The sequence below is a fragment of the Leptospira sanjuanensis genome (assembly GCF_022267375.1).
GTDB lineage: Bacteria > Spirochaetota > Leptospiria > Leptospirales > Leptospiraceae > Leptospira > Leptospira sanjuanensis.
This window is the reverse complement of record NZ_JAIZBH010000001.1, coordinates 2,447,464-2,463,238: the sequence shown is the minus strand read 5'-3', so window position 1 is coordinate 2,463,238 and position 15,775 is coordinate 2,447,464. Positions and strand designations below refer to the sequence as shown.

Sequence of the window (15,775 nt, the reverse complement as noted above, 5' to 3'; positions counted from 1 at the left end):
TTCACTCCTGATTATTTTTTAACAACGGCGAGAATATCGCTTTCACGGATGATGAGATATTCTTTGCCTTCGGATTTGATTTCAGTTCCGGAATATTTTCCGTAAAGGACGGTATCGCCTACCTTCACTTCGAGAGGAACGAGTTTCCCGTCTTCGTATTTGCCGCTTCCGACTTCTACGACTTTCCCTTCTTGAGGTTTTTCTTTTGCCGTGTCAGGAACGAAAATGCTACCGATCTTTTCCTCGGCTTCCTGTCTTGGTTCTACGAGGACTCTGTCACCCAGAGGTTTAATCGATGCCATAGACTAACTCCTTATTATCGTTAATTAGCACTGCATGAGGAAGAGTGCTTACTGTAGTTTTCCATTTAAAAATTCGTGGAAAAAGGGTCAAGCACTTTAGGTAAGAGAGTGCTAAAATTCGATAACGAGAAAAAAGAATCGGGAAGAAATTTCAAAACGAATCGATTCTTTCTGCGTCTAAGGAAAAAACTTCCGAAACGCGTGAAAAGAAGAAAATGTTTCCGAAAGAAAATCTGATCCGGGTCCGCGATCTCAATCAAAAGCCGGTTCGGGAGGAAAAGCCGATTCTTCTGTATTGGATGTCCATGGCGAGACGGTTGGCATGGAATCATTCCCTGGATTACGCGATTCATCTTTCCCAAAAATACGAAAAGGAACTCTGGATCTACGAACCTCTGAAAATGGATTATCCTTGGAGTTCGCCGAGGTTGCATCGTTTTCTTCTCGAGGGGATGGCGGCGAACGCGAAAGAGGCGAACAAACTCGGGTTGAATTACCGCGCCTTTGTGGAAACTACGGACAACCCGATCACGGAGGTTTTCGGGAGAATCGCGTCTACGGCCGCGCTTGTCGTCACGGACGATTATCCGGCTTACATCGTGCCCGAATTGTTAAACGAAGTCGGCAAAAGAATCGAATGCAAGCTGCTCGCCGTCGATTCGAACTCCATCATTCCTTTGAGCCTTTACGGAGAATTCGCTTCCGCCGCGAGAATCCTCCGGCCTCGAGTTCACAAATTGTTCGCCGAAGCCTGGAAGTTTCGATCTTCCCGTAAACCGGGAAAACCTTACGTAAACACGAACGGATCTTCGCTTAGGAAGGATCGGGATTCTCCGTTTTCCAAGATCGTTTGGTTCGACGGGGATGAGAAGAAGATCGAAACTATATGCAAAAAAGTGAATTTTCTCTGTCCGGACGTTTTGCCGGTTACGGGTAAAATCGGAGGAAGGGAAGAGGGATTAAAACTTCTCAAACGTTTTTTAAAACAAGGATTGAACGGTTATGCGGAACTTAGAAGTCAGCCTCGAGATCCGAAAGAATCGTATTCTTCCTTGTTGTCTCCCTATCTCCACTTCGGTCATATTTCTCAGGAAGAAGTCGTAAGCGCCGTTCTGGATTGGAACTTGGACGAACCTTGGAATCCCGGAGTGATCGTTCCCGAAAATAAAAATCGAAAGGAAGGTTTTTATCATCCGGACGACAATGTGAATTCTTTTCTGGACGAACTCGTCACTTGGAGGGACGTGGGTTTCTTGATGTTTTGGAAACAACCTTCGTTTCGAAAAGACCTTTCCATTCTTCCCGATTGGCTACAGAAGAATTTGGATTTTCACAAAAACGATATTCGTCCGTATCTTTATACGAAGGAGCAGCTCGAGAACGCAAAGACGCATGACGCAGTTTGGAACGCGGCTCAGAAGGAGCTCGTTTTGACCGGATCGATGCACAATTATCTGCGGATGCTTTGGGGAAAGAAGATCATCGAATGGACCCCCGACTATGAAACGGCGTTTACGATTCTCGAAGATTTGAACAACAAATACGCGTATGACGGACGAGATCCGAATTCGTATACGGGAATCTTATGGTGTTTCGGTTTGTTCGATCGGCCTTGGTTTCCGGAACGAAACGTTTTCGGTAGCATACGCTATATGTCATCCGAATCCACCGCTAAAAAATTCAAACTCAAGTCCTATTTCGAATACGTGGAATCTCTGGAAGGAAACGGCTTGAATCTGTTTTGAGTCAAATGCTTGCTTTTTCGAAGCGCGGAGCGTAAAATCGTAGAAAAAGAGGATTGGTACTTATGACAACTGAGGCAGCTCCAAAGACATATACAACTTTCAAAGAATTTTGGCCGTTCTATTTGGGAGAACATGCGCATCCTGTAAACCGTGCGTTGCATTTCGTGGGAACTTCCTTTGCGATCGGTTGGATCTTGACGGCCATCATCAATCTCAATCCGTATTACATCTTGGCGGCTTTGTTTTCCGGATATTTCTTTGCGTGGATCGGGCATTTCTTTGTGGAAAAAAACCGTCCTGCAACGTTCACATATCCGTTTAAATCCTTTATGGGCGACTGGGTGATGTATTTTTACATTCTCACCGGACAGATCGGAAAGGAATTGGAAAAGATCGGTAAGAAGTAAGGTCAAATTCTAACGATTGCAAATGATAGGCCTTTTCGATATCCCTGCGATTTTTCGAAAAGGCCGGTTTTCATTTTGTAAAAGAAAAGATTGATGCAGAAAGTTCGTATTTCGTTCTTGGACTATTTGAAATTTGCGTGCTCTTCTTTGTGTGTTGCCTCCATTCTGCGGATTTTCCTAAGGTCTTCTCCCGAGTTTCACTATTCGATGTTTCTTAACATCGTCCTTTTCTTAAAATATTTCGGAATATTGTTTTTCATTTCTTTATTACCGACTGTGTTCGGATATTTCGTCGTCCACTTCTCCTTTCGAAAGAATCGATTTTTTCCTCACATCCAGTTCGTATCTTTTGTATTCGTTTATTCTCTCGTATTAGAAGGGTTGGAACTTTTTGCGGCTAATTTTGACTGAATGACGATCGAAGAAAAATTCTTATTCACGTTTCCCTTTTTCGCGATTCTCGTTTTGTGCATCGTGATTTCGTGTCGGCTTTCCGTAAAAACGAAATCCGTCCTTTTTATCTTTTGGATTCTATTGGCTTCGGTTTGGTTTTGGCATCGACCTCAATATCTCCTCCATCGTTGGAAAACTGATTCTTTCGAAGATTCTAATGTTTCCATTCTTTCCTTCGGTTTAAGGGCGCATGCATACGCGTACGAGGAATTTCTCAGCGACATCGTATTTTACAGACCGATCTTACAGGAGGTTCTCCTCAATAATCCCGATCCAAAGATGAGAATTCGCGCAGCTCTTTTTCTCGGTTATTCAAAAAAAGAATCAGATCGACAAACGTTTTATCAAGCGCTGGAAGATCCGGAGTTCAGCGTAAGGCTCGCGGCTTCTTTAGGTTTGTTGCCGCAGGAGTATTCGAGATCCCCTGAGAGTTTTCTTGCATATAGTAAGTTTTGCCTTTTGATGAAACAAGTCGAAGATTGTAATCCTGATGAAAAGTTAATTCGAGAATTTGTGGATTTGAGTAAGGATCAAATTCGCTGATCGCTATCATCAATTTACCGAGAATACAAAGCCGGCTTTTCTAAACGCTTTCAGTAGCTTGAGAGCCGTCGTTTCGCTTTCGCCTAACTTGCTTCCTATGGGGCGTTTCTCATCTACGATGAGAATCACTCGCGACGCTTCGCTGCTCGTTGGCGGCTTCGCTCTCTATGAATCGCTCAGATTTCTCATCTACGATGAGAACCACTCACGACGCTCCGCTGCTCGTTGGCGGCTTCGCTCTCTATGAATCGCTCAGATTTCTCATCTACGATGAGAACCACTCGCGACGCTCCGCTGCTCGTTGGCGGCTTCGCTCTCTATGAATCGCTCAGATTTCTCATCTACGATGAGAACCACTCGCGACGCTCCGCTGCTCGTTGGCGGCTTCGCTCTCTATGAATCGCTCAGCCCCACATGACCTCATAGGTTTGGATTGGTTCTTCCTTGCCTTTGACCTTGACGCGGGGCATTCGTGTGAGAGTGTATTTGCCGCCTAACAGTTCCATGGTTTCTTTCGAGATGAGAAAGGACTTTTTCAAAACCTTGCAGAGCGATTCGATACGAGAAGCCGTGTTGACCGCGTCTCCGATCACAGAATATTCTCTGTGAAGATCGCTTCCGATGTTTCCCGCAAACACTTCTCCCGTATGAATCCCGATTCCGATCGTGATCGGCGTTTTGCCCTGCGACTTTCGAAACAGATTCCACTCGGCGAGACGTTTCTGCATGATAACTCCGCAGCCGACCGCGTTTCTTGCGTCGACTTCCGCGGAGGGCGAAGGGTGAGGAGTTCCGAACGTAGCCATCACCGCGTCGCCTATGTATTTGTCCAAGGTTCCGTTGTTTTCGAAAACGCATTCCATCATAATTTTACGAAATTCCGATAGAAGTTCTCCGAGTTCTTTCGGATCCATGTTCTCGGACATCGCGGTGAAATTTCGAATATCCAAAAAAAGAATACTTACGATCTGACGATTGCCGCTCTGAAGAGTTTCGGGATTTTCCATCATCTCGTTGACGATCTTCGGAGAAAAGTAACGGGACAGTTCCGTCTTTTGTCCTTCGGCGATTCCGATTCTCCTCACCATCGAAACCGTGCGGAATATCCCCATGGAAATCATCACCGCAAAACAAAAATACAAACCGGGTTTACCGGCGACGACGTCCTCCAAAAGAACTTCCGGTCCGCTGATATAACGGCCCCAGTCGTTCGTGTATGTCAGCTGATTGGTTGAAACCGCAATCCCAAGAATCGAAAAGTAGATCGCATAGAATAAAAACAACCCTAGGAACACGAAACGGATTCGAAATTGCAAAAGGGAATAGACGATCGGAAACAAAAAGAAGAGGTTTATGGAATTCTTCAGTGCGAAACCGAGATCCACATTTTTGGTTGTGAACGTGTAAAACAGAAGAACACCCAAGATCAAAAGGTATTCCGCAAACAGGGTGACGTAATTGAAAACGCTGACGATCGAATCGGGGCAAACTCGGATGATGACCGTGTGCGCGAGAGTCAGAACGAGATATATGGAAAACGCGATAAGATTGGCCTCGCTGTCTCCGCTGTGAACGTTGACTACGATCTGAACCAGAAAAAAGAGCGCGATGAGATAACGGAAGTAATTCGTGATGATGATTCCGTTTCTTTCCTCCGTTTTGAGAACATCCAGAACGGAATCCGGCATGGACTTTCGGTCCAAAATTTGAAACGCTTTCTTGATCGATCGGAATAGATTCACAAAGTTCAGGATAGAAATTTCGGGATTCAAGATCAATTCTTTCCGGGAAAGGGAAGGACATTTGAAAAAAATTCTTTCATAAAAAACGAACCTCCACATTCTTTTCGCAGTTCAGGAGAAGAACGAAACATGGCTCAAAAAGCGGCTTTGGTTGCAGGCGCGACCGGACTCATCGGAAGGTATCTTTTGGAAGAATTGAACGCTTCCGGCGAATATCAAAAAATTTACGCACTCGTACGTAAGCCCGGTTCCGTTCGCGGCGCGGAGGAAATCGTGGTCGACTACGACGCGTTAAACGCTTCTTCCTTTCCGAAAGGGATCACGGAAGTTTATTGCAGTTTGGGGACAACGATCTCCAAGGCCGGAAGTCAGGAGAATTTCAAAAAAGTGGATCACGAATACGTGATGCAGATCGCAAAACTCGCGAAAGAAAAAGGGGTTCGATCCTTTCTCGTCGTAAGCGCTTTGGGCGCCGACCGTAAGTCGTTCGTATTTTACAATCGGGTCAAGGGAGAAATGGAGAAAGATCTGGAAACGATCGGATTTCCGTTTCTCGGAATATTCAGACCTTCTCTTTTAGAAGGCGAACGGGAAGAAGCCAGACCGGGCGAAGTCGTCGGTCAATTTTTTGCAAAGATCATCAATCCGTTGTTACTCGGCGGAATTCGGAAATACAGATCGATTCACGGAAGAACGGTCGCCAGAGCGATGATCCGTATCGCGCAAAAAGATCCGTCGGGAGTTCGTATCTTAGAATCGGATCGAATAGAGTCCGTGGGAGGAAATTGATTCGATTTTCCTTTCGAGTTCGTTTTTCGGAATCGAAAAACTCCCCGACGCCTACGCAAAACAAAGCGGCGAATTCGGAGAGTTTTTATGATAAGTCTTACGCGAACGTCAGTTGCGATTGACGGTTTTCGATCATGATCCGGTTGGAAAGAAGAATCGCCTTGGATTCCAAGTTATATTCTTTTGCGAGCGCTTCTCGTTTTTCCTTCGCTTCTCCTTTGAGTCGGGAAGCGCCTCGTTCCAGTAACATTCCGATCAGAATTCTCGCGGTCGATTGAACCACTTCGAAAGCGACCTCGTCTCGAAGCGAAGAATTTTCGATCGCAGAATACGCTTCCACGATCTTTTCGAAAGCTTCTTTGTTTTCGTTTAACAATGAGGAACCCCCTCCGATTTTGGAGAATTCTTCCTCGAAGTATTGACGAAGATGTCCTTTTGCCGTCATGCCGGAAACGATTCCTCCGATCGCGGCGACAACCTGAAGCTGGGTCGTTCCTTCGTAGATGTTCGTGATTCGGACGTCTCTATAGATTCGGGAGATGTCGTAGTCGTATGTGAATCCGGCTCCCCCGTGGATCTGGAGACCGTCGTACGCGATCTTATTTGCAAGTTCCGTAATATAATATTTCGATAATGGAGTAAACAGGTTGGCCAGTTTTTCCCATTTTTTGACCGATTCGTCCTTGCGGATTTCCTTTTCGTCGACTCCGTGTTCCTTCATTCTTTCGGATTTCCAGTGATAGAGGTCGATGGAACGGGACGCTTCCAGCAATACCGCTCTCATTCCGGCGATTTCGCGGTCCATGGTAGTCAGCATCTTGCGAACCGCGGGTATGTTTTGGATCGTTTTGCCGAACTGTTCCCGTTCCGCAGCGTATTTTTTGGCTTCCATATAAGCGGCGGTCGCGATTCCCATCGCTTGAGCCGCGATCGAAAGACGGGCTCCGTTCATCATCGCCATGGAATAACGAACCAAGCCGTATCCTTCTTCACCGATCAGAATTCCGGGAGTGTTTTCGTACACGACCTCGCAAGTCGGTGAACAGTGAAGTCCCATCTTCTTTTCGATTCCGGCGATAAACACGTCCGAACTTTTCACTAAGAAGAAGGAAAGTCCTCTCGCTCCGCTCGTGGGCGCGCCCGTTCTTGCAAGTGTTAAGATGACCGCCGGAATTTCTCCGAAGCCGCATCCGTGTGTGATAAAACGTTTAGCGCCCGTTAGTCGCCAGACTCCGTTCGCGTCTTTGACCGCTTTGGTCTGCAGGTTCGGCAGATCCGATCCGTAGTTCGGTTCGGTCAATGCCATCGCGCCGAAGATTTCTCCGTTCGCCATTTTGGGAACGTATTCATCGATCATTTCCTTGGACCCGAATCGTTCAATCGTTTCTGCCAGATTCAAACAACCCAACGTGATCGCAAAGGAACCGTCCGCTCTGGAAAAAAGTTCCATCATCATCGTTTGAACGGTTGCGGGGATTCCGAGCCCGCCGTGTTTTCTTCCGATGCTGTAAGGGAGAATTCCGGCGTCTTTGACTTGGTTGACTCCTTTGATCATCGATTCGGGAAACGTGACTTTTCCGGCGGAATACTTCAATCCTTCTACGTCCATATCCTTGGCGAGGGGAGCGATTTGTTTTCCGGCGATGTCGCCTCCCGATTCTAAAATAGATTTATAATATTCTAATGCGTCTTCATAGGAGCCGGGCGCCATCGCAAGGGAGTCCTTACCGCTCTTTTGATATTCCTTATGATCTTCGAAATCGCCTTCGAAACCGTCGATGATCTCTTTCCAATCCACGATCGATTGGAAGTTTTCCTGCAGGTCTTGGTTTTCTAAAAAATAGTTATTCTCGATCATTTCAATTCCTTTGTGAACTTCTGTTCAGCTTTGTATTCGATTCTTTACCACTCCAAGATCGCGTTTCTCGATTGAAAACCGAAAATTCTTCGTATCGAACGCCGTTTGGAGCGGAGAATCGCTACTATTGTAACTCACGATAACCTGTCTTTGCAAGTAGAATCGATCGGGATGACGTTTCGATTTTGCAAAAGGACGGGGGTACATCTTGGAAAATAATTCCGATTCTCCTTTGGGAACAAAAAGAAGGATGGGACTGAATCGGGATGCGTCTTTACGATAAAAGGGAAAACAGGAAAATTCAAAATCGTTCCGAAAAAAGAACAAAATGGAGATCAGATTCAAACGAAATTATTTCTAAAAAAGCGGGCGCCGTCAAACAGGAAATAAAAAAGCCACCTTTCGGTGGCTTTCACCTTATAGAAACTGTTTAAGCTCTAAGTAAAAATTACTTAGTTGCGTCAGCTGCTGCTTTTTTCAAAGACTCTTCAGCTGCTACTGCTTGTTTTTGCAGTTCATCAGGATTTGAGTGAATCAGAGGGCTCACACCTGGAATACCTGGTGGGAAGAGCAGACCTACTGATGCAACGAAAGACCCTTTCACTTCACCTGGTTTGTAGGTAGTGAAAGCGATTCTGTAAAGACCTCTTACTAAAAGTTTTTTAGTATCGATGTTTTTCAGTTCGTCAAAAGATTTCGGAGGATTAGGGATGGTGATTCTTGTAAGAGAGTTGTACTTTGCGTGTCTCTCTTCTTTGTAAGTATCGTCCCCGTCATCATCGTCATCGAGCTTTTGAAGTGGTTTTCCTTTCGCAGCTTTTGCAATTTGGTCTGGCATAATAGCGGACATTCTTTCAACGCGAATCCAAGTATCGAACCAATTTGGCATTGATTTTTCTTCTGGAGTTGCAGCTTTGAAAGCGTCACTTACTAGGTCTCCGTCGCCTGGCTCACCGATTTCGCCTGTTGGGGAAATCATACGAACTCCCATTTCAGCGATAACAGCAGGTACCCAAACGTAGAGATAGTATGCTTTTTTGCTTCCATCGACTAAACCGTCCGGCGCTTGTCCTGGCTTGATGTATCCATAGTAATGGATTACAGTCCCGTATGGAAGTAACGTTTTTACAGTTTCGTTTGTTCCTGGGATTGTGCTCTCGCTCAGTACAAAAGAGCTTTTAAGGCTTGGCAGACCACCGAACGCACCACAAGCGGTAATGCTTGCAAAGAGTGCAACGGAGACAGCCAAAATCGAAAGTTTTTTCATAGACTCTCCTTAGTTAGGAAGATCACGGTATGAACTCGTGAACTTTTTGTAAATCAATATTGGATAATTTTTTGCCTGAAAGTTCATGATTTAAGTTCTAACTGATAAAAACGGAAGGTCGGAAACAGGAAAGAAATCTTGCTTACCCGGGAATGAAATCCCCGCAGATTTTAACATGAGAAATTTTGAAAGAAGATGGAATTCGTTCTTTCGGCCTGAATTCTTACTTTTTCTGAAAAAACCGTTTTAACCAGTCCCAAAGATCTAAAATCCAGGCAAAGATTCTTCCAAAGATGGTTGTGTATGAATACCTTTTCAAAAGCTCCTGGACCCTGTCTTGTTCCTCGGAAGTAAATTCTAAACGAATATTGTTTTCTTCCGCCTCCATCTGAACTCTTTCTTTTTTATTCCGAATATCCACGATTCGAACATCCACGTATTCCCAACCGAGAATTTTTACGCTTTCGAGTCTTCTTTCTCCGGAGATCAAGGTGTTGTCTAGATCGATCAAGATAGGATGAAGAAGTCCCAGCTTTTGGATGGATTCTTTGAGAGGGCGAAGGTCCCCGAGATCTTTGCGGATGCGATTCTTAACTTTGATGTCCGAAACTCGAATTTTCATTGTTTCTCAAAAATATTCCGGGTGCCTGTGCTTCAATTCAATTCTGACTTAGGTTGCTCAATTTGTTCTAGAATGCGGAAGGAACATAGTTTGGATCTTCTTGACACTGAAGGAATCCGCAGGTTTTTGGGATCAGAGCGGGGTTCCTCCGGACTTTCCCGTCAATTTTCACCCATCAGGAAGAACAAATGTCTTTAAAAGATTTTATTTTTACTTCGGAATCGGTCGGCGAAGGCCATCCAGACAAGGTCTGCGACCAAATTTCCGATGCGGTTCTGGACGCCTATCTGGAACAGGATCCAAAATCTCGAGTCGCTTGCGAGACCTTAGTAACCACAAACTTGGTCGTGATCGCAGGTGAAATCACAAGCAAGGGGAAAGTAGACGCTCAGGAAATCGCAAGAAACGTAATTCGTGATATCGGTTATAACGATATTACCATGGGTTTCGACGCGGACTTTGCGGTTGTTTCCGCTCACGTGCACGCGCAAAGCCCGGACATCTCTCAAGGGGTGACCGAGGGGGAAGGTCTTTTTAAAGAGCAAGGAGCGGGTGATCAAGGTTTGATGTTCGGTTTCGCGATCAATGAAACTCCGGAACTCATGCCGATGCCGATTTACTATTCTCACGAATTGGTGAAACACTTAGCGGGTCTTAGACATGGAAACAAACTGAAATTCTTAAGACCGGATGCGAAGTCCCAAGTAACCGTCGAATACAAGGACGGAAAACCGGTTCGTATCGACACAGTGGTGATTTCCACACAACATTCTCCGGATGTAACTCATAAACAAATCGAAGAAGCTCTCATCGAAGAATGTATCAAAAAGGTCATTCCCGCAAATCTTCTCGTAAATACGAAATATTTTATCAACCCGACCGGCCAGTTCATCGTCGGTGGTCCGCACGGTGACGCGGGTCTTACCGGAAGAAAGATCATCGTAGATACGTACGGCGGTTACGGAAGACACGGAGGCGGAGCCTTCTCCGGTAAGGATCCTTCCAAAGTGGACCGTTCCGCGGCGTATATGGGACGTTATATCGCGAAGAACGTCGTAGCTTCGGGGCTTGCGGATAAGTGCGAAGTGCAGCTTGCTTACGCGATCGGCGTTGCGGAACCGGTTTCCGTTCACGTAGACACGTTCGGAACCGGAAAAATTTCCGAAGACGAATTGGTAAAAAGAATCCGCGCGAACTTCAAATTGACTCCGAGAGGAATCATCGAATCTCTCAAACTTCTTGAAAAAGGAAGAAAATACAGAGAAACCGCTTCTTACGGTCACTTCGGAAGAAAAGGTTCCACATTCACTTGGGAAGAAACCGACAAAGCTGCGGCATTAAAGGGATAAGAAGAAAATGGGAGCTCCAAGCACATCGACTGCGACTGAAAAAGCGACTCGCGACGGATACGGGGACGCACTGCATGAACTGGGAGCTTCCCGTCAGGACGTAGTCGTCCTGGACGCTGATCTTTCCGGCTCCACAAAAACCAACAAGTTCGCCAAGGCTTTCCCCGATCGTTTTTTCAACGTGGGTGTCGCCGAACAGAACTTAGTCGGTCACGCGGCCGGTTTGGCATTGTCCGGATTGGTTCCGTTCGCTTCTTCCTTTGCGATGTTTCTTTCGGGAAGAGCTTGGGAAGTGGTTCGGAACAGCGTGGTTTATCCGTTTTTAAACGTGAAACTTGTCGCTTCTCACGGCGGCGTTACCGTCGGAGAGGACGGAGCTTCCCACCAGTGTATCGAAGATTTTGCGATCATGAGGGCTATCCCCGAGATGACAGTGATCTGTCCTTCGGATTACAACGAATGCAAACAAATCATTCATGCGATTGCGGATTATAAGGGTCCGGTTTACGTTCGTGTAGGCCGTCCGAACGTTCCCGTGATCGAACGTGAAAATTATAAATTTCAGATCGGAAAAGCCGAAGTGATGAGAGAGGGAAAAGACGTTCTCCTCATCGCGAACGGGGTTTTGGTCAATGAGGCGATGAAAGCCGCGGAAGAATTGGCAAAAGAAGGAATCGGTGCGACTCTTCTGAATATGGCGACAATCAAGCCGATCGACAAGGACGCGATTTTAAAATACGCAAAAGAATGCGGGGCCGTGGTTACCTGTGAAGAACATAACGTTCTCGGCGGATTGGGTTCCGCGGTAAGCGAATTTCTTTCCGAAGAATATCCGGTTCACGTTTTGAAAGTGGGAATGAAGGATCAGTTCGGAAAGTCCGGAACTTGGAAGGAGCTTTTGGACTACTTCGGACTTCGTTCCAAAAACATCGTCGAAACCGCGAAAAAGGCGATCGCTCTCAAAAAATAAGATCGGATGACTTGACTTAAACGGATTTTCGCTTACTCTTTTTTCTTTTTAAAGGAAGAACGAAACAGCGGAAGAGTTTTCCGAAAGAATCCTTTGACTCAAATTTTCCCGGGTTGATTAGCGAGATGGCGGGCACACAAACTCCTGACTTAAATGAAATTACCGAGGAGTCCACGAAATCGACCGGGGGACCTTGGAGAGTGGTTCTTTGGGACGATAACGAACATACCTACGAATACGTCATCGAGATGCTGGTGGAAATCTGCACGATGACGGTCGAAAAAGCTTTTTTACACGCGGTCCAAGTCGATCAGGAAAAACGCACCGTAGTTTTTTCGGGAGAATTCGAACACGCGGAACACGTTCAAGAAAGAATCCTGACTTATGGCGCCGACCCGAGAATGTCAAATTCAAAGGGTTCCATGAGCGCCACGCTCGAAAAGTGAGAAGAATGTAGGAATTCCAACATTTTCAAAAAAACACTCTCCCTCAAACGAATTCAGGAATCCATTTTCACAACGAGCTTGATCGCGGGTTCGAGCCAAGCTTCCACCGCGTCGTCAAAGGAGCAGGTTTTGGTCACGATCTTTTCGGGTTCTATCTTCTTTTCCACGATCTTGTTCAAAATCTGCGGGATATGTTCTCTCGAATCCACCCTTCCGATCTTCAAGGTCGCACCCGTATTATATAAATCTAAATAAGGAATTTCTAATTTATTGGTCCAGAATATCGACGCCGAACCGTAAATCCCTTCCGTGGAAAGGGACTTTAAGGAAAAGTCCATTCCTTCCTTCAGTCCGTGACAATCCGCGATCAACGGGAATTTTTTCTCCCAGACCTTGGGAAGAGTCGAATAAGAAACCGCGCTCGCCCCCAGATTCTCCGCAATTTTGAGCCTTTCCTGGTCGTTGTCCAAATATAAAACTTCGGATGCGCCCATGCCGACCGCGAGCGAAGCCGAATACAAACCGATGCTTGAAGCCAAGCCGCCCAAAATCATCACGGGAGAATTCGGTTTTTTTTCAAGCCACTGTCCCACGAGTTTCCACGCTTCGACGATATTGTCGCTGATCGAAGCCAGAGCGATCGCGTCCATATTCGAAGGCATAGGGATTATCATCTGTTTGGCGAATGGGATCCAAATTCTTTCGGATAAAGCTCCTCCGAATTCTTTTGCGGATGGTCCCATTCCGTAGTGGCTCGCATAGGGGATGGAAGTGCAGGCCTTGGAACGTCCGCCTGTACAGTCCGGACAAAGTCCGCAAGAAATCTGAAACGGAATGATTACCTTGGTTCCTTTCGGATATTCGTCCGCGATTTCGGGACTGGTTTCTTCGATCGTTCCCACAAATTCGTGTCCGATCGGAATCCCCGGTCGAAATAACGTGTAACCGTTTACGATGGGAAGATCCAGATCGCAGCGCGAAACCGCGATCGGTTTTACGATCGCTTGATTTTCGCCTTGAATCTTAGGTTCGGGAACGTTTTCCCATTCTAATACATGCTTCTTTTTGAATACGATTCGTTTCATAATTCACCTTGTCTCCGATCTAAAAATTAAAATATTTTGCAAAAAATGCGGCCTGCAGCAGTTCGTCTAAAATTCTAACTTACTTTTTTCGAATATTCGATTTGCGAGATAAACTTGGAAACAATCCGAAACTTTGGTCTTCGTTCCGATTTCGCCTCAAAGTCCGTTCACTTTCCTTGAAAAACCGCGCTTCTTTTTTCCACGAACGAAGCGAGTCCTTCCTCTGCATCCTGCGTATCCATCAATTCCAAAAGCTGCGGAAAAAGATTTTCGGCCGCCTTGGATTCTCCGTATAAAACGGATTCGAGGGAAGATTTTAAGGTCGCATAGACTCCGAGCGGCGCTTGCGCCGCGATTTTTTCGGCGAGTAGAATTCCTCTTTCGATGAGATCGCTTTTTTCTACGACTTCCTGAACGAGTCCGATCCGAAGCGCTTCTTCCGCCTCAAACGGTTCTCCGGTGAGAATGTATTTCATTGCGTTTCCCCAACCGCATTGCGCGGGCCAGCGCATCGTTCCTCCTCCGAACGGGAAGATTCCCCTTTGCACCTCGACTTGGCCGAATAACGTGCGTTTGGCGGCGATGCGGATGTCGCTTGCTAGCATCAATTCGATTCCGAGAGTGATGCACATTCCGTGTACTGCCACTACGACCGGTTTCGTTTTTGTTTTACCGGTGGTCCCCCAGGGATTGACGCTTTCGGGGGGAAGAGGGAAGCGCCTTTGTTTTTTTAAAAATTCCGCGACATTCTTTAAGTCGAGACCGAGCGTGAAATGTTTTCCGTTTGCGTAAACCAAACCGACTCGGATTTCGGGGTCCGCTTCCAATTGGTCGTAGGCGCGACTCAGAGCGTAGAGCATATCCACGTTGAACGCGTTTCGTTCCTCGGGTCGGTTGATGATGATGTGAAGAATGTGTCCTCTTTTTTCGGTGAGAATCGGCTCGGACATGTAAATCTCCTTGATAGACCGCGCAGTCTATTCTGAAAAAGTCGAATATAGACTATTTAGTCTATCATTTTTTTCGGTTTTTGTTGAACTTTTTTCGGGGGTTGTTATTCTGATTCTTTAGAATGGCTTCGAATCTCGATAAACAGAGCAATCCATACGATCGTTTGATGACCTCCGCGCTCGATCTTTTTTATCACCGCGGATATTCGGGGACTTCCACCAATCAGCTGATCGCCGATTCCGGAACTCACAAGGCCAGCTTTTATCGTTATTTTCAATCCAAAGAAGAGATCGCTCTCGAATATCTAAAGCTGCAAGGGGAGAATTTCGAGAACGGTCTGCAAAGAATGATGGATCGCGCGGAAACTTGGGAAGAATTCGTGCACACTTGGAATTCTCTATTGCTGAAACAGGTGAAGAGCGGTAAGTTTATCGGATGTCCCATCGCGCGTTTTTTAAACAGCGTCGAGGAAAAGAATGAGGACTTCGAACTCGTGGCAGAAAAAATTCTGCACGGCTGGATTCAAATTTTCGAATCCTATTTTGAATCCGAAAAGAAAAAAGGAAATCTGGATTCTTCTTTGGATTGTCACGCTGCGGCAAAAAAGATTCTCAAGCTGTTTCAAGGGAGTTCCCAGCTTTTTCGAATCACAGGAAAAACCGAATATCTTCAGGAATTGAAAGGAGAGATGCAAGAGGTATTGGGAGGGAAGAAAAAGTAGGAAGGAGTTCCAACAAAAAGCCGTCTCGCATTCGATTTTGACGATCAATTCTGAAATTGTCTCTTTTCGGGAAATTTCTCTTGTTTGTATGAGTTCCCACAATTTCGGAATTTAGGGAGAATTCCTCGAATTTTCTTTTTTTAGAAATCGTTTGTCGGAACAACGGAAAGTTTCTTTCCTGCAATTCAACGCTCGAATTGCGGACAACGTCTTAGAGATCCGAATTCGATGGGAAAACATTGATTTTGATTCTTCCTGAAATCCCTCCACCATATCAGAATGTGGGAACTCAAACAAAAACTGAATCGGGATACAATCTATGGAAAAGCTCGTTCGTTCTCCAAGGGACAAAATCTGTGGGAACTCCATCGTTTACTCCAAACTACGGTAGATTCGAAGTCGTGAACGGGAAATACACGGCGATCATTTCGATTTTCGTTTCAATTTAGAAAGATCAAACCGGAAAATCGAAGTTCTCGATTCGGAATGTAGAATGAGCTTGGGGAGTTTGCGGAATCGCACGGC

The 15,775-nt window shown here is 45.8% G+C and carries 15 protein-coding genes; 8 read left to right on the top strand and 7 right to left on the bottom strand.

Annotation, left to right across the window (positions count from 1 at the left end; genetic code table 11):
- Positions 1-11: 11 nt before the first annotated feature.
- Complete coding sequence (groES, locus tag LFX17_RS11055) at positions 12-302, bottom strand: co-chaperone GroES (RefSeq protein ID WP_010574451.1); 291 nt, start codon at positions 300-302, stop codon at positions 12-14.
- A 215-nt stretch (positions 303-517) separates the two neighbouring features.
- Between groES and LFX17_RS11050 the strand changes: the two genes are divergently transcribed.
- The 3 genes from LFX17_RS11050 (at position 518) to LFX17_RS11040 (ending at position 3,450) form a co-directional block, all read left to right on the top strand.
- On the top strand, positions 518-2,047 hold the full coding sequence (locus LFX17_RS11050; RefSeq protein WP_238746702.1) for a deoxyribodipyrimidine photolyase: 1,530 nt from the start codon (positions 518-520) through the stop codon (positions 2,045-2,047).
- A gap of 62 nt (positions 2,048-2,109) precedes the next feature.
- Positions 2,110-2,454, top strand: a complete 345-nt coding sequence (locus LFX17_RS11045; protein ID WP_238730298.1) for a DUF962 domain-containing protein — start codon at positions 2,110-2,112, stop codon at positions 2,452-2,454.
- A gap of 411 nt (positions 2,455-2,865) precedes the next feature.
- Positions 2,866-3,450: a HEAT repeat domain-containing protein gene (locus tag LFX17_RS11040; RefSeq protein WP_238730297.1), complete on the top strand. Its 585-nt coding sequence runs from the start codon at positions 2,866-2,868 to the stop codon at positions 3,448-3,450.
- 404 nt (positions 3,451-3,854) lie between these two features.
- Here the strand turns inward: LFX17_RS11040 and LFX17_RS11035 are convergent, their stop codons facing one another.
- Positions 3,855-5,201 carry an adenylate/guanylate cyclase domain-containing protein gene (locus tag LFX17_RS11035; protein WP_406600702.1) on the bottom strand — a complete coding sequence of 449 codons (1,347 nt, stop codon included), beginning with the start codon at positions 5,199-5,201 and terminating at the stop codon, positions 3,855-3,857.
- On the opposite strand from LFX17_RS11035, the gene LFX17_RS11030 reads away from it, so the two are divergent.
- Positions 5,187-5,981, top strand: a complete 795-nt coding sequence (locus LFX17_RS11030) for an oxidoreductase (protein ID WP_238747742.1) — start codon at positions 5,187-5,189, stop codon at positions 5,979-5,981. The genes LFX17_RS11035 and LFX17_RS11030 overlap by 15 nt on opposite strands.
- Positions 5,982-6,078: 97 nt before the next feature.
- On the opposite strand, the gene LFX17_RS11025 is transcribed toward LFX17_RS11030, so the two are convergent.
- The 3 genes from LFX17_RS11025 to LFX17_RS11015 all read right to left on the bottom strand — a co-directional run bounded on the left by LFX17_RS11025 (position 6,079) and on the right by LFX17_RS11015 (position 9,728).
- Positions 6,079-7,839: an acyl-CoA dehydrogenase family protein gene (locus LFX17_RS11025; protein WP_238730295.1), complete on the bottom strand. Its 1,761-nt coding sequence runs from the start codon at positions 7,837-7,839 to the stop codon at positions 6,079-6,081.
- 448 nt (positions 7,840-8,287) lie between these two features.
- Positions 8,288-9,106: a major surface lipoprotein LipL32 gene (gene lipL32 / locus LFX17_RS11020; RefSeq protein WP_238730294.1), complete on the bottom strand. Its 819-nt coding sequence runs from the start codon at positions 9,104-9,106 to the stop codon at positions 8,288-8,290.
- Positions 9,107-9,329: 223 nt separating this feature from the next.
- Positions 9,330-9,728 carry a ParB N-terminal domain-containing protein gene (locus LFX17_RS11015; RefSeq protein ID WP_118955922.1) on the bottom strand — a complete coding sequence of 133 codons (399 nt, stop codon included), beginning with the start codon at positions 9,726-9,728 and terminating at the stop codon, positions 9,330-9,332.
- Positions 9,729-9,916: 188 nt separating this feature from the next.
- On the opposite strand from LFX17_RS11015, the gene metK reads away from it, so the two are divergent.
- The 3 genes from metK to LFX17_RS11000 all read left to right on the top strand — a co-directional run bounded on the left by metK (position 9,917) and on the right by LFX17_RS11000 (position 12,493).
- Positions 9,917-11,077 carry a methionine adenosyltransferase gene (gene metK, locus LFX17_RS11010; RefSeq protein ID WP_238730292.1) on the top strand — a complete coding sequence of 387 codons (1,161 nt, stop codon included), beginning with the start codon at positions 9,917-9,919 and terminating at the stop codon, positions 11,075-11,077.
- A gap of 7 nt (positions 11,078-11,084) precedes the next feature.
- Positions 11,085-12,047: a transketolase family protein gene (locus tag LFX17_RS11005; RefSeq protein WP_238746698.1), complete on the top strand. Its 963-nt coding sequence runs from the start codon at positions 11,085-11,087 to the stop codon at positions 12,045-12,047.
- Positions 12,048-12,172: 125 nt separating this feature from the next.
- Positions 12,173-12,493: an ATP-dependent Clp protease adaptor ClpS gene (locus LFX17_RS11000; RefSeq protein WP_238730290.1), complete on the top strand. Its 321-nt coding sequence runs from the start codon at positions 12,173-12,175 to the stop codon at positions 12,491-12,493.
- 53 nt (positions 12,494-12,546) lie between these two features.
- On the opposite strand, the gene LFX17_RS10995 is transcribed toward LFX17_RS11000, so the two are convergent.
- Complete coding sequence (locus LFX17_RS10995) at positions 12,547-13,578, bottom strand: zinc-dependent alcohol dehydrogenase (RefSeq protein WP_238746696.1); 1,032 nt, start codon at positions 13,576-13,578, stop codon at positions 12,547-12,549.
- Between the two features lie 167 nt (positions 13,579-13,745).
- Positions 13,746-14,528, bottom strand: coding sequence for a crotonase/enoyl-CoA hydratase family protein (locus LFX17_RS10990; RefSeq protein WP_238730288.1), 783 nt, complete (start codon positions 14,526-14,528; stop codon positions 13,746-13,748).
- Positions 14,529-14,650: 122 nt separating this feature from the next.
- Here LFX17_RS10990 and LFX17_RS10985 point away from each other — a divergent pair, with 122 nt between their 5' ends.
- Complete coding sequence (locus LFX17_RS10985) at positions 14,651-15,250, top strand: TetR/AcrR family transcriptional regulator (protein ID WP_238730287.1); 600 nt, start codon at positions 14,651-14,653, stop codon at positions 15,248-15,250.
- The last annotated feature ends 525 nt before the right edge of the window (positions 15,251-15,775 follow it).